Here is an 18,074-nt window from a genome sequence, read left to right as displayed (position 1 = left end):
AAGGCCGGTGATAGAGGGAGGCCTATATGGGCATCATCAAGGAGTTTCAGGAGTTCGCCGTCAAGGGCAATGTCATGGACATGGCCGTCGGCATCATCATTGGCGGCGCGTTCGGCACCATCGTAAAGTCGCTGGTGGACGATGTCATTATGCCGCCGATCGGGCTGCTGTTGGGCGGGGTCGATTTTTCCGATCTCTTCATCAACCTGTCCGGCGTGCAGTATCAGTCTCTGGCGGCGGCCAAGGAAGCTGGCGCGCCAGTCATCGCCTATGGCAGCTTCATCAACAATGTGATTGCGTTTTTAGTGGTCGCCTGGGCGGTTTTCCTCTTGGTGAAAGGCATGAATCGCCTTCAGAAGAAGGCAGAAGAAGCGCCGGCGGCGCCGGTTGAGCCGCCGAAAGAACAGGTGCTCCTCGCCGAAATTCGCGATTTGTTAAAATCGCGCGCCTAATCAGGAGTCTTAGATTTCGCATGATCGAACGGAAAACCGGCGGCCGCTTTTCCTGATCATGCTTGGCCGAACTACCCCTACCCAGTGAGAAAGACCCGGCCCCCGAGCAATCGGGGGCCGGGTTTTTATGTGGCGCGGCGCAGGCCGGCGGCATGGCCTTCCCATTGTTCTCGGGCCGGGCCACGTCTATATGCCTCGCTCGTCCGCCCTTTTCCCGTAAAGTTTGACGCCCCGCACCCATGACGCCGCTCAAAAACATCCGCAATTTCTCCATCGTCGCCCATATCGACCATGGCAAGTCGACCCTCGCCGACCGCATCATCCAGGTGACGGGCGGGCTCACCGACCGTGAGATGAAGGAGCAGGTGCTCGATTCCATGGAATTGGAGCGCGAGCGCGGCATCACCATCAAGGCCCAGACCGTACGCCTTAACTATACGGCGAAGGACGGCGAGACCTACGTTCTGAACCTTATCGACACGCCGGGACATGTGGACTTCACTTACGAAGTCTCCCGGTCGCTCTCGGCCTGCGAAGGGGCGCTGCTCGTCGTCGACGCGAGCCAGGGCGTCGAAGCGCAGACCCTCGCCAATGTCTATCAGGCGATCGACGTCAATCTCGAGATCGTGCCGGTCCTCAACAAGATCGACCTGCCCGCCGCCGAGCCCGAACGCGTGAAGGCGCAGATCGAGGACGTGATCGGCATCGACGCCTCGAACGCCATCGAGATTTCAGCTAAGACCGGCATGGGCGTGCCCGATGTGTTGGAAGCCATCGTCACCCGGCTGCCGGCGCCGAAGGGCGACGCGTCGGCGCCGCTGAAGGCGCTCCTCGTCGATAGCTGGTACGACCCTTATCTCGGCGTCGTCGTTCTGGTGCGCGTCGTCGATGGCGTTCTCAAAAAAGGCATGCGCATCCGCATGATGGGCGCCAAGGCCGTCTACACGCTGGAACAGGTGGGCGTATCGACGCCGAAGAAGACGCCCGTCGCCGAACTCGGCCCCGGCGAGATCGGTTACCTCACGGCGTCGATCAAGGAAGTCGCGGATACGGCCGTCGGCGACACGATCACCGACGACCGCCGTCCCTGCGACAAACCGCTGGCGGGCTTCAAGCCCTCCGTCCCGGTGGTTTTTTGCGGGATCTTCCCCGTCGACGCCAACGACTTCGAAGATCTGCGCGACGCCATGGGCAAGCTGCGCCTGAACGACGCCAGCTTCGAGTTCGAAATGGAGACGTCGGCGGCGCTCGGCTTCGGCTTCCGTTGCGGGTTCCTGGGCCTTCTGCATCTTGAGATTATTCGCGAGCGCTTGGAGCGCGAGTTCAATCTCGATCTCATTACGACGGCGCCGAGCGTCGTCTACGATCTCCATCTGACCGACGGAACCGTAAAGGAACTGCACAATCCGGCGGACATGCCCGATCCCGTGCGCATCGATCATATCGAAGAGCCGTGGATCAAGGCGACCATCATGGCGCCCGATGAATATCTCGGCGGCATCCTGAAACTCTGCGAAGAACGTCGCGGCCTGCAGAAAGACCTCACCTATGCCGGCTCGCGCGCCATGGTGGTCTACGAGCTGCCGCTCAACGAAGTTGTGTTTGATTTCTATGACCGGCTGAAGTCGATCTCGAAAGGCTATGCGAGTTTCGACTATCAGATTCTCGATCATCGCCCCGGCAATCTCGTGAAGATGCAGATTCTCGTCAATGACGAGCCCGTCGATGCGCTCTCGATCATCGTACACCGCGACAAGGCGGAGTTCCGCGGGCGGGGCATGTGCGAAAAGCTGAAAGACTTGATCCCTCGCCATCAATTCAAGATTCCGGTGCAGGCGGCGATCGGCGGGCGCGTCATTGCGCGCGAAACCATCGCCGCGCTCAGGAAAGACGTCACTGCGAAATGCTATGGCGGCGACGCGACGCGCAAAAGAAAGCTCCTCGAGAAACAAAAAGAGGGCAAGAAAAAGATGCGCCAGTTCGGCCGCGTCGAAATCCCTCAGGAAGCCTTTATTAAAGCGCTCAAAATCGACAGCTAGTCAAACTGGGTTGCGCCTTCCGCGATTGCTCCATAAGCTTCTTGCCGGGGACAGGCGAGGGGCGGACATGCGGCATACCATAATTCTTGTTTTTACGGCGCTGATGTCGTTTGGGATTGCGCTTGCGCAGGAAGAAACGCCGGCGAAGCCGATTAGCCGTCAGCCGCCAACATATCCCGCCGAGTGTCTCGCAAAATCATCCGACGGAGCCTCTCCTCAATATGTGACGCTAATGTTCGATATTGATCGCCGTGGGGACGTTGAGAATGTTCGCGTCCGTGAATCAAGCGATCCGTGTTTTGAGCCGGTTTCTGTTGCGGCAGCGCGAGGCTGGAAGTATGAGCCGCGGCGCGTCGGAAGTGCGCGCGCGTCTCAAGACGACATGGAAGTGACGCTGACATTTGTCGTGAATACACAAACGCAAACCGAAGAATACGATGCGCGGCCGACTGTGCGCGTGCCGCCGAATTACCCGAGAAAATGCATGCGTTCGGCAAAAGAAGACGAGGCCGTGCTTGTGCGATACGACGTGAATGAACGCGGCACCACGGAAAATGTCGAGGTTCAGGAGTCTATAAATAAATGCCTGAATGAAGCAGCGGCGGAGTCTGTCATTCGTTGGAAATTCAGACCGAAACTGATTGAAGGTGCGCCGGTTGCGCGGCGGGGCGTTCAGACGGTGATTCATTTCCGTTTGAGCAAGGGAAGTTCCGCAGGCGATATGCGCATGCGGACCGCTGTCCAGAGGAAACTGGCTCGCGCGCAACGATACGGTCAACAGCCGGACAAATTGCAGGAAGCAAACGCTATACTTGATGAGATCTACGCGGAATACAGCGAAACCTTTTCCGCGAGAGAACTGGCTGCGTATCATCAAGTGCGCGCACTCGTGAAAATTAATGAGAAAGATTACGCCGCGGCGCTGGACAGTCTTCGAATTGTCCACAGAACGGGCGGTGCCGACTCTGAAGAAGCGCGCGAGGCAGTTGAGGACCTGATTTATCAGCTTGAAACGACTCTAGGCATGGGGCCAACAGCGCCGGGGGAGGAACATGAGAGCGACGAAGCAACATCCGGTAAAGACCAATAATTGCTGATTGCAGTTTCCCTCCCTAGCGAATTTGCTACATATGTAGCATATTTTCGGGAGAGAGTTCATGCGGCAGGGTTTGTTGTGTTTTCTGTTGTGTCTTGCCGCTGCTTGCTCGCCCGAAGGCAATGATGCGCCCGGCGCACTCCGAATAACCGAGGCGGCGCGCGCCGAAGCGGAGGCGCAAGAAAACGGTCCTCGCCCCTATGTGCTCCCGCGCACCGAAGTCATTCCGCTCACATCCGGCATCAATGGGGTCGAATACGAACTCTATGTGAAGCTGCCCGACAGTTACGGCGAGAGCGACGAAGCCTATCCGCTGCTGGTGACGCTCGACGCCGATTACCAGTTCGCCATCGCCTCGAACCATGTTCAGCATTTGTGGCAGCGCGGTCAGGCGCCGGAAATGATTATCGTCTCCATCGGCTACGCCTACGATCCCGCCGACAAGGAATCCTATCGCCTCAACCGCACGCGCGACTACACGCCGGCGCGCGCCCTGGAAGGCGGTTACGGACCGGAGTTCCAGAAAGTCTCCGGCGGCGGTCCCGACTTCGCAAAAGTCATCACTAACGAAATCCTGCCGCTAATCGGGGAGCGCTATCGCACAGACAACTCAGAGCGCGTCTTTGTGGGCCATTCCTATGGCGGGCTTTTCGGCGCCTATTTGTTGCTGTCGCATCCGGAGATTTTCAACCGTTACATCCTCGTCAGTCCGTCGCTGTGGTTCAACGACAAGATGATGTTCGCGGCGGCGCAAAATGCGAAACCCTTCGGGCGCAAAACCTATGTCTATATGGGCGTCGGCTCCTGGGAGGAGCAGCCGGAACGATCCTACGCCATGGTCTCCGATCTCAGCGCCTTCGCCGCCGCACTGGCCACTCATGACGACCCCAATCTCGTCATGGAAACACGCGTTTTCGACGACGAGACCCATGCGAGCATTTACCCGGCGGTTTTGTCGACGGGCATTCGTCACCTGTTTCTGGTGATGGACCGGGGGGATTGAAGCACGCCGCAACGCGTGGCCTAGTGGGCGCCGCACACTCTCGGGGGCGGCTCATGCTTCGGCCAGCGCAAAAGAGCGCAATCGATCAAGATCCTGATTTTCGCTGGCGTGGTGAAGATGTCACGCGCATCGAAAATTTGAGCGACATCGTTTTTGCATTTTCCTTAAGCCTGCTTGCTGTGGCGCCGGGCGCGCCCGCGACCTTTCCAGAGCTGTTGTCGATTTTTCGCGGCGCTTTTGCGTTCGCCTTTGCGTTCGCAATTCTCTTGCTGATCTGGAATTATCACTACATTTATTTCCGCCGCTATGGGCTTAGCGACCAGACGACGGTGTTCCTGAACGCGGCTTTGCTGTTCGTCGTGCTGCTCTTCGTTTATCCCTTGCGGTTTCTCGCGGATTTCATTTTCACGCTGATCCCCGCTTTCTTCACGGATTTTTCCGAAGTCGCGGCGATGGTGGGCGACGCTGAAAACGGCGCGCTTCTGCTTGTGATCTATTCCTTCGGCTATGCGGCCGTGTTTCTCATCATCGCGGCCCTTTACGGCCACGCGGCGTCAAAACGCGCAGCGCTTCAGTTAAATGACACGGAATATCTGCTGACGCGCCGCTCGCGCGCCTCGGCGCTGGTGCAGGCGGGTGTTGCTATTTTCGTTGCGGCGATTGCCGGGCTGACGCCGATCGGTCCCTGGGCCGGGCCGCTCTACTTTCTGATCGGTCCCGCGACTTATTTTACGCAGACGCGCTTCGGCAAAGCGTAACGCGCTTAGTCCGCGCGCTTCACATATTCCATGGTCTCGGTGTTGACGACGATCTTTTCGCCGATCGTCATATAGGGCGGCACCATGATGCGGAGCCCGTTGTCCACGGTCGACGGCTTGTAGGAACCCGAGGCGGTCTGGCCCTTTACCGTCGGTTCGGTGTCGACGATCTCGAGCGTCACATGCTCGGGCAATTGCACGCCGATGGAACGCCCCTCGTGACTTTCCACCAGCACCGCCATGCCGTCCTGCAGGAACGCCGCGCGCTCGCCAATAAGGTCTTTCGGGATCGAAATCTGCTCATAGCTTTCCTGATCCATGAAGACCAGCATGTCGCCTTCTTCATAGAGATAGGTGTAATCTTTCTGCTCGAGGCGCACGCGCTCCACGGTTTCCGACGCGCGGAAACGCTCGTTGAGCTTGCGGCCGTCGATCAGGTTTTTCAGCTCCACCTGATTGTAGGCGGGACCCTTGCCCGGTTTCACGGCATTGGTTTTCACCGCCGCCCACAAGCCTCCCTGATGTTCGATGACATTGCCGGGACGAATTTCGTTGCCGTTGATCTTCATGAGGGAGCCTTGTCTGTTTTGCGCTGGAAAGAGGGGCTTAGCCCGCCAGCCGCTCCATTTCCTCATCGGAAATTTCGAAATTGGCGTAGACGTTCTGGACGTCGTCATTATCTTCCAGCGCGTCGATGAGCTTCATCAGCGACGCGGCTTTGTCGCCGTCGACATCGATAGTGTTCTGCGGCTTCCAGTAGGGTTTCGCCGACGACGCCTCGCCGAACTTTTCCTGCAGCGCCGCGCTCACTTCGCCGAGCTGGTCAAAGGCGCAGTAGATTTCGTGTGTTTCCTCCGAGGACTGAACATCGTCGGCGCCGGCCTCGATGGCGGCTTCGAGCATGTCGTCTTCCGACGCGACGCTCGCCGGATATTCGATATAGCCGACAAGATCGAACATGAATGAGACGGAGCCCGTCTCGCCCAGATTGCCGCCGTTTTTCGAAAAGATCGCGCGGATGTCGCTTGCGGCTCGGTTGCGGTTGTCGGTCAGCGCCTCGACGATGACGCCGACGCCGGCCGGGCCGAAGCCCTCGTAACGGATCTCTTCGAAATTCGCCTCGTCGGCGGCGGTCGACTTCTTGATGGCCCGGTCGATATTGTCCTTGGGCATGGACTGGGCTTTCGCCGCCTGAATGGCGAGGCGCAGGCGCGGGTTAAAATCGGGGTCCGGCGCGCCCATTTTTGCGGCGACGGTGATCTCTTTCGACAGTTTGGAGAACATCTTGGAGCGCCTTGCGTCCTGGCGCCCTTTGCGGTGCTGGATGTTCGCCCATTTGCTATGCCCGGCCATGGGGTCCTCGTGATACTCGAAGGGGGTTGATTTGGGGGCCCGTTATGCCGAGGGCTCGTGAAAATTCAAGTGTGGAGGATTTATGAGCGTTTTAAAGGGCAAGACCGTGCTGGTGACCGGGGCGTCGCGGGGGATCGGCGCGGCGGCGGCGAAGGCGGCGTATGAGGCGGGCGCCCGGGTCATCCTCCATGCCTCTGCCCCCAGCAAGGCGGCGGAAAAGGCAGCGAAGGCGGCTGGCGGAGAGGCGATTTTCGAGGATCTGTCTGCGCCAGGCGCAGGCGCGCGGCTCATGGCGGCGGCTGTCGAAAGGGCGGGGCGGATCGACGCCGTGGTCAATAATGCCGGGATTTACATTCCGTCCCCGCTGACCGGGAGCGACGAAGACTGGGCGACCGGCTGGGCTGAGACCATGGCCGTCAATGTTCAGGCGCCGGCCGATATCTGCCGCGCCGCCATCGCGCATTTCAGAGAGCAGGGCGGCGGGATCGTCGTCAATGTGGCGAGCCGGGCGGGCCATCGCGGCGACGGGCCCGATCACGCGGCCTATGCGGCGTCGAAAGGCGCGGTGCTCGCCATGACCAAAACTTACGCGCGGGCGTTGTCGGGGGAGAATATTCTTTTTTACGCCATCGCGCCGGGCTGGGTTGAAACAAGGATGGCGCCGAAAGACATCGCAGCGAGGGCGAAAGCTGTGAACGAAATCCCGCTCGGCCGCGTCACCGCGCCGGAGGAAGTCGCGGAAATGATCGTCTTTTGCGCAAGCGGCGCGTGCCCCTCGGCGACCGGCGCGACCTTCGACATCAATGGTGCAAGTTACGTGCGCTGACGCCGGTTACATCCAGTAAGGCTTGGGCAGGTCGCCATGCAGCGACCGCTCGGCGGTGTGAAACAGGGTTTGGAGCGCCTGCTCCATGATCGCCGGCGCCGCGAAGTCTTGCTGATAAACCACATAGGCCGGGTACGGAAAATCCGGCGCGCCTTTCACCAGCGACAGCATCCCTTTTTCAAGATGCGGCTGCACGATGCGCTCGGGAAAATACGCCGCGCCGCGCATGTTGAGGAGGATGTTGATTCCGAGCGCGCCAAGATCGAGCGTGATGGCGGGCGTCATCAGATCGGGATGCGCCGCTGCGTGCATGGTGCGGAAACCCTCGCCCCAGTCTGCGAAGATGTAATTGTCCTGGAACGGAATGCTTGCGTCCGTCGTCACAAGAATAAGCCGGTCTTCAAGAAGTTCGCGCACCACCATGCCGGGCCGGTGTTCGGGCTGATGAATCACCGCAAGGTCCATGACGCCTTCGGCCATTTCGCGCATCAGCCGCGGCGGCGTGCCGATCTCGCAGCGGAGGGCAACTTTGGGCGCCGCCGCGCGAAAGGCGGGAACCCACCATAGGAGCAGCCGGTTCCACAGGCTGTATTGCCCGCCGACGATCAGCGTGTCTTCGAAGCCTTCGGGCACCGCGACCTGATGTTTCGCCTCTTCCCAGATCCGAACCAGCGACAGCGCATAGCGGTGAAATTGATGCCCCGCGGGCGTGAGGTCGCAAGCCGCCTTGGTGCGGATGAAAAGGATTTTGCCGAGCTCGTCTTCGAGCGCCTTGATGCGGGCGCTCACCGTGGACTGGGTGACATGCACGCGCCTTGCGGCGGCGACGAAGCTGCCGCCTTCAATGACGGCGAGAAAGGTCTTGGCGGAGGTAATGTCCATGGGAATTCAATTCGCTTTTTCCGATATGATCATGCGATTATATTCGTTTTTAAAATAGATTGCCAGCGTCAATCTTGCCGGCGCGGGGCCCCGCTCCGCCCAATGAAAGGATTGCCGCCATGAAAAAAAGACTGATTTTGTCCGCCGCCATTCTGGCCCTGACCTCGCTGAGCGCAACGGGCGCCGAGGCGGGCAAGCTGAAAGACATCGTGGCCCCGCTCGCCGTCACCGAAAGCGCTGCGCCGAACGCGAATGAACTTTCTGCGCTCTGGGTCGATGGCCGCCGTCAGGAAATGTCGGGTCTCGCCCAGATTGAAGATGGCGAAAAGCTCATCCGCAAAGGTCAGAAGGACGAACGCAAGTCGAGCGAAAAACTTGAGAAGGCGGTCGCGGTCTCAAATGAGCAGCGCGCGGCCTATGCCCGCCTTGTCGCCGGGTTCGGCGGCGCGGCGACGCCCGCCGCGGTCGAGACCGAAATCAAGGCGCTGAAAAAAGCGGCTGACGACTGGAAAGACGCTCATGAGCGCGTGGGGAAAGCCGAAGCCAATCTGAAAGAGGCGCAGCTCGACATCGCCAACGGCCAGTCTGCTGTCCGCACCGGCAATGAACTCATCGCCTCGGGACGCGGGAAAATGCACCGCGCGGAAACCGAAAGCCATCCCAACTATGTGGCGCAAGCAGAAGCAGTGCAGCCGGCGGCGCAGATCACCGGCGCGCCGGTTGAATTGACGGAGTTCAACTAAACGCCTTCGGGCGTCCCCGCCGCGGAGCAGGGCTTCCCCCGTTTTAGGCTCTCTCTTCGCGGCGGCTTATTCATTTAAAAAAAGGGCCGGCTCTCCCATCCGGCCCTTTCTTACGCAACAAAATTATTGTTGAGACGTTTAGAGCGCGCCTTTGCGCCACGGCCCGCGGATGGCGAAGGTGACGCCCGGCGACTGGACGTTGGCGAAGAGCCAGTCGTCGTGGAACGTCGCGCCGCACCATTCCTGGCTTGAGAAATTGCGCACCGGCGCGTCCCAGAAATTGTCTGCGACGCCGGGGAAATAGGCGTTGATCTTGGCGAGGTCGCCATCTTTCAGATCGATAAGGTTTTCCGCAAACGGGAAAATGTCGCCCTTCGTCGTAAGGCCGATCAGGCGTTTCGGATTGGAATCGCCGTCTTCGCAGAGGATGATGCCGCCGCGCGGAGAGATGGCGATATTGTCCGGCCCATCGACATCTTCCGGGTTTGCCGATTCATAGACGAGGCTGACCGTTTCCTTGCGCGGATTATAGACCCACACTTGACCGAGACCGGCGGCGCCGCCGTCGGTGGAGACGAAATAGATGAGTCCGTCATCTTCCCAGCAGCCTTCGCCGCGCGAGAAGACAGCCGCATCCGGCGCGGAGTCGAAAGCCCGGCCCTCTTTGCCTTCGGGGTCGCCGACTTTCTGCCACGTCACTTTGAAGGTGTCGCCAGGCTGGTAGCCGAGGGTCAGATCCTTGCGGGACTCGCCTTCGACCACCATGGCGTAAAGCTCGCCGCCGTCGCGCAGCGGGCCGCGCTGGCGCCAGGGGCCCCAGAAGCGGTCATGGCCCCCCCAGTCCTTACGGCCCCATCCGCCCCAATGGCCGTCATGGGCGCCGGGCTGCACATATTTGTAGAAGGCGGACGAACCGGCGTCTTCTGTCTGGTAGACGACGCCGGTTTTCGGATCGACGGCGACGGCTTCGTGAGAGAAACGTCCCGCCGCGCGGATCGGCTGGCCCGTGCTGACGCCCCAGGCGGGAACGTCGAAGAGATAGCCGTGATTGAAACCGTCTGCGCGGTTGTTCCACTCATGGAAGGTTTCTTCGCAGGAGATCCACGAGTTCCACGGCGTGAGGCCGCCGGCGCAATTGCGGATGGTGCCGCCAAGGCTCGTATAGTGTTTGACGAAGCGTCCGCGCGCCGTGTCGAAAACGAGGTTTGTCGTGCCGCCATATTCATTGTTATTGTACATGCCGCCGGGAACAAAACATTGCGTGCTCTCGCCGGCGGAAAGTTCGTGATTGCGCACCAGCGCAATGAAACGGCCATATTGTCCGCACACGGCCATACCGTCATGATCGGTCGGGGTCGGGCGGCCGTCATCCATGATCTGGCCGGTCCAGCCGAAGGACATGTATTCAAAGCCTTTCGGCAGGGCGAGCAATTTGAGGCCCGTCACCATGTCTTCCTTCGGTTCGAGCGGGCCGTAATCGGTGGAATAGGGACGGTGCTTGCCATAGCCGCCGAAATCATGGGCGCGCGCCGACAGCGCTGAAAAGGCGAGGCCGGCGGCGCCCGCCGCGGCTCCCTGTTTCAGAAGGTTTCGGCGGTTGAAAGAAGGGGATTGGGTCGCGTCTTGCGTCATCAGCAGGTTTCCTCGAGGTTCAAGGGCAGGGACTGCCGCAAAGGCGAACGCCGTTCCGGGCGCCGGTGAAGCGCCGAAAGCAACACGTCCCTTTGCGCCGCCCCTAGTTTCAGGACGAATGGAAACCGCTCTTCCTTGCGGGGATGAGCGATAAAATTATGCGCGGAGAATTTTCACGCACCGCCGCGCCGAATCATCCTTACTCGGATGATAAGGAAAGCCTAGGGAGATTTTCTGACACGAATGTCTCAGATTGATGTCGGGTTCATGACATTCGCGACGGCGCGAATTCAATCTTTCCCCATTGCGCGCTGGTTGCGCATGCCGGTCATGAGGAGCGGATCGGCTCGGCTTTTAGCGCGAGATTCGCCCACATGGCGATTGCGCCGCTCAAAGGCAGCGCCAGGTCTTCTGTAAGGTGAAGATGGCAAGGGGGCAGGGGGTGACGCCAAATGCTGGTGCGGCAGGGGGCGCATGTCCGTTCAGTGCGCCGATGACGGGATAAACGACACCGGCAAACATTCCCAGCATGGCGCCGAGCCAGCGAAACCGTGAACTCGACAAAGGATCGAAAGCAGACGTTTTGAGAGCGAAAAAGATCAAAAAGAGTGCTTGCAGGATGAAGCCTGCGCCAAACGCCGTCGCAATCGGATTGATCCTTGAAAAATAGAGAATGTGATAGACGGCGCCTGTCCACGCCCACATGGCCGCAAGAGAAAACAAGACTACCATTCGCGCCTTGCCGGGGCGTCGCCAAACCAGCAAAAAAGAAATGGATCCCAGCAATATCGCGGCTAGCTGAACCGGCCATATGGCGGCATTATAAGCCGTAAAAACGGCGAAAAACTCGGTTTTAGAAAACGGCATCGGCGACTGTTAAGTATCTCTCACCAGAGCGGATGTTTTGGCGGCTGCTTCACGCGTTCGCGCCTTTCTTCTTGAGGGCGGGAAAGTTCTTTCATGACGTCGGCGCGCGCTTCGTCGAGATTGGGCGCGGGCGGGCGCGTCGGCGATTGGGCATAGCCGGAAATCTTGAAGGCGCTGCCCGCCATTTTCAGCTTGCCCATTTCCTTGTCGTCGACCTCGACGAACATGTTGCGCGCTTGTAATTGCGGGTCATTGACGACGTCGGCCATGCTGTGCACCGGCGCGACGGGGAGCCCCAAGGGCCGCAGTTTTTCGACCCAGCCCGCGACAGTATCAGCGGCCAGCACCTTTTCAAGTTCGACTTTCAAAGCCGGCTGATTGGCGTAACGTGCGAAGAGCGTCTCGTAGTGCGGATCGGCTTTGAGGGCCGGCGCGCCGATGGCGTCGCAAAGCTCGTTGAAGAGATGGTCGTTGGCGCAGGCGACCGCGATGGGCCCGTCTTTCGCCTGGAAAACGTCGAACGGCGTAATGACAGGATGACGCGAACCCGTCGGCGCTTGCGACTCGCCAGTGGCGAACTGGCGCACCAGCGCGCTTTCGAGGAGCATCGTTTGCACGTCGAGCATGGCGATGTCGATGTAACGCCCCTTTCCGGAGGCGCGGCGTTCATATAGGGCGGAGGAAATGGCGAGCGCCGCAAACGTCCCCGCGGCGAGATCGGCAAGCGAAATGCCGAGACGATAGCCGCCAGAGCCTTCCGGCCCGTTGATGGAGATCATGCCGCCCAGCGCCTGCACAATCAGATCATAGGCAGGCAGATCGCGATAGGGGCCGGTGTCGCCGAAGCCGGAGATGGCGGCGTAAATGACGTCGGGAAATTTCTCCTTCACCACGTCATAGCCGTAGCCGAGCCGCTCCATGGTTCCGGGGCGGAAATTTTCGACCAGCACATCCGAGCGTTCGAGCAGCGCTTCGAAAACTTTCCGGTCTTCCTCGTTTTTCAGATCGAGCGCCAGCGAACGCTTGCCGCGATTGATGCTGGCGAAATACACGCTCTCGCCGTTCTTGAAAGGCGGGAAGGCGCGGGTGTCGTCGCCATGGCCGGGCATTTCGATTTTCAGGACATCGGCGCCGAGCTCCCACAGGAGCGTTGTGCAATAAGGGCCGGCGAGCACGCGCGTCAGATCGAGAATACGCACGCCGGATAAGGGGCCGCGTGGGGTTTCGCTCATTGGCAAGTCTCCCGTCATTTTTATTGAGCGTAAGGCCGCGCAACACATCCGGCAACGCATCTTGCCCCGCCGGGCCTTAGCGCCTATTTATGCGCGCATCCGAGGAACTATGTCAGAGCTTGTCTCCCGCTAAGCCGCATTGATGTGGCGCAATTGAAACGGCGATCCGCCTATGGCGGCGTCGCATTCTTGCGCCCGGTTTAGCGACAAGATCCGGATTTCTTTCCATGAACATTTCGAAAGCGGAGCAGAGAACGCTCCATGCGCTCGCCCGCGGCGGCGCGATCCTCGTTGAAAAGGACGAGAACGGAAAAATCATCGCCGTCAATTGCGCAACGCGCGAGGGCTGGACGCTCGAAGACTGCACTATTGGCGTTTTCAAGCGGCTGAAAAGACGGCGTTTCATCGCCTCTTCCGGCGGCGGGCCTTATCGGGCGACGCTGCTGGGGCGCCAATCGGTGCGGGCGCAGCTCGACAACAGGGCTTAACCGGAAAGGCGCATTGTCTCGGCTCCCGGGTCTGTTAGGTTGGCCGCGCCCAAGGGAGACAGATGATGCGCCTTTTCCTCGTTGTTGTGTTGTTGCTCGCCGTTACGCCGCCCGGAATGCAGACCTGGGCGCAGGACGTTCCGCCGCCCGACCCGGCGCCGTCGACGCCGGTCGATGAAGTGGTGCTCCCGGCCTTCGAGCCGACCCGGGAAGAGGCGGTGCTCGAAGGCTTTGTGGATGGCGTCGTCGCGGCGCATATGCGCGAACATGATGCGCCGGCGGTGACGGTCAGCGTCGTCAGGAACGGCAAGATTGTTTTCGCCAAGGCCTATGGCGAAAAGGATGTGGAGGCGCGCGACTACGCCAGCGGTCACGAGACGCTGTTCCGTATCGGCTCGGTGTCGAAAACCTTCACCTGGACGGCGGTGATGATGCTCGAGGAGCGCGGGCTCATCGATCTCGACGCCGATGTGAACAGCTATCTCAAGGATATGCAGCTTCCCGAAGCCTTCGGGGCGCCGGTCACCATGAACGACCTGATGGCCCATCGCGCAGGCTTTGAAGATACGCTGAAAGTGTTCACCTATCCCGATGAGGGCGATATCTCTCTGACCGATGCGCTGAAGGAAACCATGCCCAAACGCGTCTATCCGCCGGGCGCGCGCACCTCCTATTCCAATTGGGGATCGGCCCTTGCGGCGAAAATCATTGAGGACGTGTCGGGCGTTTCATATCGGACTTTTCTTGAGGACGAGATTCTGAAACCGCTCGCTATGCTTCATACGACCATCACCGCGCCGGCGCTGATGACGGAGCAAGACCGGTCGGAGCTGGCGACAGGATATGATTTGAAGGCGGGGGCTTATGAACCCGCCGAGTATATGCAGATTGGGCCTTTCGCGCCGGCGGGCGCTATGGCGTCGACTGCGGCGGACATGGCGCAATGGATGTTGCTTCACCTCGGCGGCGGCGAGCATGACGGCGTGCGGCTGATGAGCGCCGATGCGCATGAGCGCATGTGGACCCGTGCTTTCAATGACCGCGCTGCGGGCGCCGATCTCGCGCACGGCTTCATGTCCACCGTTTACCGCGACATTGTAACCGTCGGCCATGGCGGCGCGACCACGGCGTTTTACACTTACATGATGCTGGTTCCGGAACTCGATCTCGGCGTTTTCGTGTCGCAAAGCACAACCAATGACCGCACGCTGGTGAGCGATCTAGGGGCCCTGGTGATCGACCATGTGCTGGACCTGCCCGCGACCCCGGCGCGCGACGATCCGCAATTCGCGGAACGGGCGAAAGCCTTCGCGGGCGCCTATCTCGACAATCGCCGGTCTTTCTCGCTGTTCGAAAAGCTGTTCGCATCGAGCGCGAAAGCCACTGTCGCGCCGACGGAGGGCGGCGGACTTACGGTGACTGAAGGAGGCAAGTCTGAGCATTTCGCGCCGCTGCCCGGCGCGCCCGACACATTCGAAAACCGAAAAGGGGATCGCCTCGTCTTCGGGCGCGATGCGAAAGGACGCGTCACTCATTTCACCGATGCGTCCGGCGTTCACTCCTATGACCGCGTGACGCTCGGCTCCAATCCTGATTATCTCAATCTCGCGCTCGGTGCGGCGCTGTTTTTCGCGGCGACGACATTGCTCGGGGCCTGGCGCCGTCAGGGGCGCGAGGTTGCGCAAACCCGGGCCGGGGCGCTTCTCGGCCTTGGCGCCATGGCCGCGTCGGTCGTCATGTTTGTTTTCACCGGCTTCACGCTTTGGGTGCTGGCGGACTTGTCATCGCTCGGCGCAGCGGGGTTGCAAGCCTATCCGACAGCCTCTGTAATTGCCATGCGCCTAGCCGGGTATGTCGTCTTTGCAGCGGCGTTTGCCGGCCTTGTCAGCCTCTGGCCCGTCTGGCGCAGTTCGGGCTGGAGCCTCTGGCGCAAGCTTCATCACACGCTGTTCGCGCTGGCGCTTGGCCTTCTCGGCGCGATGCTGATTTTCTGGAACGTAATTTTTGCGGGAACCGCTTAATCGGGCATCGAGCGGCGCAGGCGCCCGTCAACGCGGATCGGATGAATGGTTTGCGCAAGGCCGGTCTTCGGGTCGGTTTCCACCATCACGCCGCACAGCGTCGCTTCGCCATTGGCGGGGCTGAAACGCCCTCCGGGAATTTTCGTGACGAAGCGGCGCAGCGGCTCCGACTTCTCCATGCCGATGACGCTGTCATAATCGCCGCACATGCCGAGATCGGTGATATAGCCTGTGCCGCGCGGCAGGATCTGATCGTCCGCGGTCGGAACATGAGTGTGCGTGCCGACCACAAGGCTTGCGCGCCCGTCGAGGAAATGCCCCATGGCGGCTTTTTCCGAGGTCGCTTCGGCGTGAAAGTCGACGACAACCGCATCCACATCCTTGCCGAGAACGGCGCCGGCGAGCTCGCGCTCCACCGCGGCGAAAGGATCGTCGCCCGGCGGCATGCCGATCTGGCCTTGCGCATGAACGACGAGAACGCTGGCGCCGTTTCGCGCCTCGAAGACGCCGCTGCCGCGTCCCGGATTGGAGGCCGGAAAATTCACCGGCCGTAAAAGCCGGTCCTCGCGGTCGAAGATGTCGATCTCGTCGCGCTGGTCATAGGCGTGATTGCCGGTCGTGAGCGCGTCGGCGCCGGCGTCGAGAAAGGCCTCGACAATGTCGCCCGTCACACCGAAGCCGCCCGCGGCGTTCTCCACATTGACGATGACGAAATCGAGGCTGAGTTTTTTCTTCAGGCCCGGCAGCCGGTCCAAGAGGCCGTTGCGCCCGCTTCTGCCCACCACATCGCCGAAAACCGCAATCCGCAAACTCTGCCTCTTTCACTCGATAGCGTTTTCGACGGAAAACCGGTTTCCACTTTTCCTGAAAACGCTAGGCCCTGCACATTCTGGCGCCGCGCTCGGTCACGACCCAGTCAAGCGGCTGGTCTAGGGGCGAGAGGGGCAGGGCGTCAACTTCCTGGGCTCCGAAGGCATAGCCGACGGCGAGGGGCGCGCCGGTTTTGCGAAGTTTTTCGAGCGTTCGGTCGTAATAACCCCCGCCATAACCGAGCCGCCCGCCTTCGGATGTGAAGGCGAGGAGCGGGACCACCAGAATGTCCGGGACCGCCTCTGGGGCGGTTTCGGCGGGAATGAGTTCGCCATAGGAGCCGGGGGCGAGGTCGTCGCCGGGCCTGTAGGCGCGGAAGAGGAGCGGCGCCTTTTTCTTCGCAACGACGGGGAGGGCGACGCTTGCCCCTTCCTCGATCAGCGCCGCGACGAGGGGTTCGGTGTCGAGTTCGTCGCGCATGGGGAAGTAGACGGAGACGACCGCGCCCTCGCTGCGCGGAATAGACTTCATGAAATGCGCCGCCGCGTGAACCCCGGCGTCGGGGCGCGCTTTCGCGGCCGCCTTGCGCTCGCCCTTCATGCGCTCGCGCAGGACGGCTTTCGGATCGAACATGGAGGCGATGGGCGGCAGCATGAAATCCTCCTATCGGGCAAGCAGTTGCTCCAGCGGCAGGGCGAACCCGTATTTTACGGATTTCAACACGACGCTTGTCTCGAACCGCGCAACGAAATTTTCTTCGGTGAACATCCGGTTCGAAAAGCCTTCATAGGCGCGGGTGTCTTTCGCCGCCACCAGGACGCAGAAGTCAAACGGGCCTGTGATGTGAAAACACTGGAGCACTTCTTCGGTGTCGCGCATCAGCGCGCGGAAAGCGCCGATCGTATCGTGCTTGGTGCGGATAAGCTGGATATTGACGAGGAACATGGAGACCCCGCCCAGCGCTTCCGCAGAAACAATCGCGGTCTCGCGTTCGATGACGCCATCGGCGCGCATCTGGCGCAGGCGTTTTTGAACGGCGGAGGCGGAAAGGCCGACCTCTTCGGCGATCTCGTCGGCCGTCAGCGCGGCGTCTTCCTGCATTAATGAGAGAATTTTGATGTTCGCTTCGTCAAGCTTTCCCATTCGGCCCCCGCAGCCAGCGCAAGTTCACGCATGATGCGTATCCCTCCTATCTAAGCCGTCGCGGGACAAATGAAAGGAAAACAAGACATGCGCAGGCCGGGCAGGAGTATCCTCCCGACCGGCTCGTAAATCGCGAGGCGGAGCGCCGTCAGGTTCGCGTGGAATATTTACGCCAGGCCCTTTGCACCTTGCCGGTGTTGGAATTGATCTTGAACTCGTAGCGATTGCCGTCCGGCCCCCACGCGGTCATCACCAGGAGGCTTCCATATCGGCCGCCGGTTCCGAGCCGGGTATAGCCGTAACTGCGCAGAATCTTGCGCAGTTCGGGCACGCTCAACGTGTTCCCATCTTCAATTTCAATGACGTCGCCGGTTTTGAGTAGCCGCGTTTCTTCAGCATGCACCGAAAAGCTACAGCACGCGACGGCCAGCAATACGAGAGAAAATCTTCTCATTGCGCCCTCCAAGTCGTCTGCATGACGCACTCAAGCACATAACGCCGACAATTTCGAGGAAAGCGGCCTTGGAGAATGAATTCAAGAATAGATAAGCGCCGCCCTGGCCGTTGGATTTGGTCTTCGCCCTGGACCCTAAGGTACAGGTGGGCGCCGCGTGAGAAGGGCCACGGCCCTAACCAGAGACAGCTCCCGTTCGATTGGATAAGGCCCCGGGGAATGTCATCCTGACGGGCCGGGCAGCCGCCGGAAAGTAGGCGCCCGAAGGGCTCCTC

General features: G+C 60.4%; 19 protein-coding genes and 1 other RNA gene. 9 read left to right on the top strand and 11 right to left on the bottom strand.

Annotated elements, in window-relative coordinates:
• The first annotated feature begins 26 nt into the window (after positions 1 to 26).
• The 5 genes from mscL to ACQY5P_RS11645 all read left to right on the top strand — a co-directional run bounded on the left by mscL (position 27) and on the right by ACQY5P_RS11645 (position 5,348).
• On the top strand, positions 27 to 452 hold the full coding sequence (gene mscL / locus ACQY5P_RS11665) for a large conductance mechanosensitive channel protein MscL (protein ID WP_428407040.1): 426 nt from the start codon (positions 27 to 29) through the stop codon (positions 450 to 452).
• A 239-nt stretch (positions 453 to 691) separates the two neighbouring features.
• Positions 692 to 2,491 carry a translation elongation factor 4 gene (lepA, locus tag ACQY5P_RS11660; RefSeq protein WP_428407039.1) on the top strand — a complete coding sequence of 600 codons (1,800 nt, stop codon included), beginning with the start codon at positions 692 to 694 and terminating at the stop codon, positions 2,489 to 2,491.
• 67 nt (positions 2,492 to 2,558) lie between these two features.
• On the top strand, positions 2,559 to 3,581 hold the full coding sequence (locus ACQY5P_RS11655; protein ID WP_428407038.1) for a TonB family protein: 1,023 nt from the start codon (positions 2,559 to 2,561) through the stop codon (positions 3,579 to 3,581).
• Positions 3,582 to 3,648: 67 nt separating this feature from the next.
• The gene (locus ACQY5P_RS11650; protein WP_428407037.1) at positions 3,649 to 4,590 is read left to right on the top strand and encodes an alpha/beta hydrolase; all 942 of its coding nucleotides are present in this window, start codon (positions 3,649 to 3,651) and stop codon (positions 4,588 to 4,590) included.
• Between the two features lie 53 nt (positions 4,591 to 4,643).
• Positions 4,644 to 5,348 (top strand): TMEM175 family protein, encoded by a 705-nt coding sequence (locus ACQY5P_RS11645; RefSeq protein ID WP_428407036.1) that lies wholly within the window; start codon positions 4,644 to 4,646, stop codon positions 5,346 to 5,348.
• Positions 5,349 to 5,353: 5 nt separating this feature from the next.
• Here ACQY5P_RS11645 and efp read toward each other — a convergent pair whose 3' ends face one another.
• Positions 5,354 to 5,917 carry an elongation factor P gene (gene efp / locus ACQY5P_RS11640; protein WP_428407035.1) on the bottom strand — a complete coding sequence of 188 codons (564 nt, stop codon included), beginning with the start codon at positions 5,915 to 5,917 and terminating at the stop codon, positions 5,354 to 5,356.
• A gap of 37 nt (positions 5,918 to 5,954) precedes the next feature.
• Positions 5,955 to 6,701, bottom strand: a complete 747-nt coding sequence (locus ACQY5P_RS11635; protein WP_428407034.1) for a YebC/PmpR family DNA-binding transcriptional regulator — start codon at positions 6,699 to 6,701, stop codon at positions 5,955 to 5,957.
• Between the two features lie 82 nt (positions 6,702 to 6,783).
• Between ACQY5P_RS11635 and ACQY5P_RS11630 the strand changes: the two genes are divergently transcribed.
• Entirely contained in the window at positions 6,784 to 7,527 is a 744-nt protein-coding gene (locus tag ACQY5P_RS11630) for an SDR family NAD(P)-dependent oxidoreductase (protein ID WP_428407033.1), read from the top strand.
• A 6-nt stretch (positions 7,528 to 7,533) separates the two neighbouring features.
• Here ACQY5P_RS11630 and ACQY5P_RS11625 read toward each other — a convergent pair whose 3' ends face one another.
• Positions 7,534 to 8,409, bottom strand: a complete 876-nt coding sequence (locus ACQY5P_RS11625; RefSeq protein WP_428407032.1) for a LysR family transcriptional regulator — start codon at positions 8,407 to 8,409, stop codon at positions 7,534 to 7,536.
• A gap of 119 nt (positions 8,410 to 8,528) precedes the next feature.
• Here ACQY5P_RS11625 and ACQY5P_RS11620 point away from each other — a divergent pair, with 119 nt between their 5' ends.
• On the top strand, positions 8,529 to 9,152 hold the full coding sequence (locus ACQY5P_RS11620) for a hypothetical protein (RefSeq protein WP_428407031.1): 624 nt from the start codon (positions 8,529 to 8,531) through the stop codon (positions 9,150 to 9,152).
• A gap of 138 nt (positions 9,153 to 9,290) precedes the next feature.
• Here the strand turns inward: ACQY5P_RS11620 and ACQY5P_RS11615 are convergent, their stop codons facing one another.
• From ACQY5P_RS11615 to ACQY5P_RS11605, 3 genes are all read right to left on the bottom strand, one after another.
• Entirely contained in the window at positions 9,291 to 10,784 is a 1,494-nt protein-coding gene (locus ACQY5P_RS11615; RefSeq protein ID WP_428407030.1) for an alkaline phosphatase PhoX, read from the bottom strand.
• Between the two features lie 390 nt (positions 10,785 to 11,174).
• The gene (locus ACQY5P_RS11610) at positions 11,175 to 11,651 is read right to left on the bottom strand and encodes a DUF6064 family protein (RefSeq protein ID WP_428407029.1); all 477 of its coding nucleotides are present in this window, start codon (positions 11,649 to 11,651) and stop codon (positions 11,175 to 11,177) included.
• A 20-nt stretch (positions 11,652 to 11,671) separates the two neighbouring features.
• Complete coding sequence (locus ACQY5P_RS11605) at positions 11,672 to 12,883, bottom strand: CaiB/BaiF CoA transferase family protein (protein ID WP_428407028.1); 1,212 nt, start codon at positions 12,881 to 12,883, stop codon at positions 11,672 to 11,674.
• Between the two features lie 227 nt (positions 12,884 to 13,110).
• On the opposite strand from ACQY5P_RS11605, the gene ACQY5P_RS11600 reads away from it, so the two are divergent.
• Positions 13,111 to 13,371, top strand: a complete 261-nt coding sequence (locus ACQY5P_RS11600) for a YjhX family toxin (protein ID WP_428407027.1) — start codon at positions 13,111 to 13,113, stop codon at positions 13,369 to 13,371.
• 62 nt (positions 13,372 to 13,433) lie between these two features.
• Positions 13,434 to 15,392 (top strand): serine hydrolase domain-containing protein, encoded by a 1,959-nt coding sequence (locus ACQY5P_RS11595; protein WP_428407026.1) that lies wholly within the window; start codon positions 13,434 to 13,436, stop codon positions 15,390 to 15,392.
• Here ACQY5P_RS11595 and ACQY5P_RS11590 read toward each other — a convergent pair.
• From ACQY5P_RS11590 to ssrS, 5 genes are all read right to left on the bottom strand, one after another.
• A complete protein-coding gene (locus ACQY5P_RS11590) occupies positions 15,389 to 16,201 on the bottom strand; it encodes a TIGR00282 family metallophosphoesterase (protein ID WP_428407025.1) in 813 nt (270 codons plus the stop codon). The two genes, ACQY5P_RS11595 and ACQY5P_RS11590, sit on opposite strands and share 4 nt — an antisense overlap.
• 64 nt (positions 16,202 to 16,265) lie before the next feature.
• The gene (locus ACQY5P_RS11585) at positions 16,266 to 16,856 is read right to left on the bottom strand and encodes a 5-formyltetrahydrofolate cyclo-ligase (protein ID WP_428407024.1); all 591 of its coding nucleotides are present in this window, start codon (positions 16,854 to 16,856) and stop codon (positions 16,266 to 16,268) included.
• Positions 16,857 to 16,865: 9 nt separating this feature from the next.
• Positions 16,866 to 17,345 carry an Lrp/AsnC family transcriptional regulator gene (locus ACQY5P_RS11580; RefSeq protein WP_428407023.1) on the bottom strand — a complete coding sequence of 160 codons (480 nt, stop codon included), beginning with the start codon at positions 17,343 to 17,345 and terminating at the stop codon, positions 16,866 to 16,868.
• A gap of 148 nt (positions 17,346 to 17,493) precedes the next feature.
• Positions 17,494 to 17,799 carry a hypothetical protein gene (locus ACQY5P_RS11575; RefSeq protein WP_428407022.1) on the bottom strand — a complete coding sequence of 102 codons (306 nt, stop codon included), beginning with the start codon at positions 17,797 to 17,799 and terminating at the stop codon, positions 17,494 to 17,496.
• A 91-nt stretch (positions 17,800 to 17,890) separates the two neighbouring features.
• Positions 17,891 to 18,048: non-coding RNA, 6S RNA (gene ssrS, locus ACQY5P_RS11570), on the bottom strand.
• Between the last annotated feature and the right edge of the window lie 26 nt (positions 18,049 to 18,074).

The sequence above is a fragment of the Hyphococcus sp. genome (assembly GCF_965267305.1).
Taxonomy (GTDB): domain Bacteria; phylum Pseudomonadota; class Alphaproteobacteria; order Caulobacterales; family Parvularculaceae; genus Hyphococcus.
The sequence above is the reverse complement of the archived record's forward strand: the minus strand, read 5'-3'. Positions and strand labels throughout refer to the sequence as shown.

What these genes read in the sequence shown, in the direction of transcription:
- mscL (WP_428407040.1), top strand. Translation starts at nt 27, where the DNA reads ATGGGCATCATCAAGGAGTTTCAGGAGTTCGCCGTCAAGGGCAATGTC.
- lepA (WP_428407039.1), top strand. Translation starts at nt 692, where the DNA reads ATGACGCCGCTCAAAAACATCCGCAATTTCTCCATCGTCGCCCATATC.
- ACQY5P_RS11655 (WP_428407038.1), top strand. Translation starts at nt 2,559, where the DNA reads ATGCGGCATACCATAATTCTTGTTTTTACGGCGCTGATGTCGTTTGGG.
- ACQY5P_RS11650 (WP_428407037.1), top strand. Translation starts at nt 3,649, where the DNA reads ATGCGGCAGGGTTTGTTGTGTTTTCTGTTGTGTCTTGCCGCTGCTTGC.
- ACQY5P_RS11645 (WP_428407036.1), top strand. Translation starts at nt 4,644, where the DNA reads ATGCTTCGGCCAGCGCAAAAGAGCGCAATCGATCAAGATCCTGATTTT.
- efp (WP_428407035.1), bottom strand. Translation starts at nt 5,917, where the DNA reads ATGAAGATCAACGGCAACGAAATTCGTCCCGGCAATGTCATCGAACAT.
- ACQY5P_RS11635 (WP_428407034.1), bottom strand. Translation starts at nt 6,701, where the DNA reads ATGGCCGGGCATAGCAAATGGGCGAACATCCAGCACCGCAAAGGGCGC.
- ACQY5P_RS11630 (WP_428407033.1), top strand. Translation starts at nt 6,784, where the DNA reads ATGAGCGTTTTAAAGGGCAAGACCGTGCTGGTGACCGGGGCGTCGCGG.
- ACQY5P_RS11625 (WP_428407032.1), bottom strand. Translation starts at nt 8,409, where the DNA reads ATGGACATTACCTCCGCCAAGACCTTTCTCGCCGTCATTGAAGGCGGC.
- ACQY5P_RS11620 (WP_428407031.1), top strand. Translation starts at nt 8,529, where the DNA reads ATGAAAAAAAGACTGATTTTGTCCGCCGCCATTCTGGCCCTGACCTCG.
- ACQY5P_RS11615 (WP_428407030.1), bottom strand. Translation starts at nt 10,784, where the DNA reads ATGACGCAAGACGCGACCCAATCCCCTTCTTTCAACCGCCGAAACCTT.
- ACQY5P_RS11610 (WP_428407029.1), bottom strand. Translation starts at nt 11,651, where the DNA reads ATGCCGTTTTCTAAAACCGAGTTTTTCGCCGTTTTTACGGCTTATAAT.
- ACQY5P_RS11605 (WP_428407028.1), bottom strand. Translation starts at nt 12,883, where the DNA reads ATGAGCGAAACCCCACGCGGCCCCTTATCCGGCGTGCGTATTCTCGAT.
- ACQY5P_RS11600 (WP_428407027.1), top strand. Translation starts at nt 13,111, where the DNA reads ATGAACATTTCGAAAGCGGAGCAGAGAACGCTCCATGCGCTCGCCCGC.
- ACQY5P_RS11595 (WP_428407026.1), top strand. Translation starts at nt 13,434, where the DNA reads ATGATGCGCCTTTTCCTCGTTGTTGTGTTGTTGCTCGCCGTTACGCCG.
- ACQY5P_RS11585 (WP_428407024.1), bottom strand. Translation starts at nt 16,856, where the DNA reads ATGCTGCCGCCCATCGCCTCCATGTTCGATCCGAAAGCCGTCCTGCGC.
- ACQY5P_RS11580 (WP_428407023.1), bottom strand. Translation starts at nt 17,345, where the DNA reads ATGGGAAAGCTTGACGAAGCGAACATCAAAATTCTCTCATTAATGCAG.
- ACQY5P_RS11575 (WP_428407022.1), bottom strand. Translation starts at nt 17,799, where the DNA reads ATGAGAAGATTTTCTCTCGTATTGCTGGCCGTCGCGTGCTGTAGCTTT.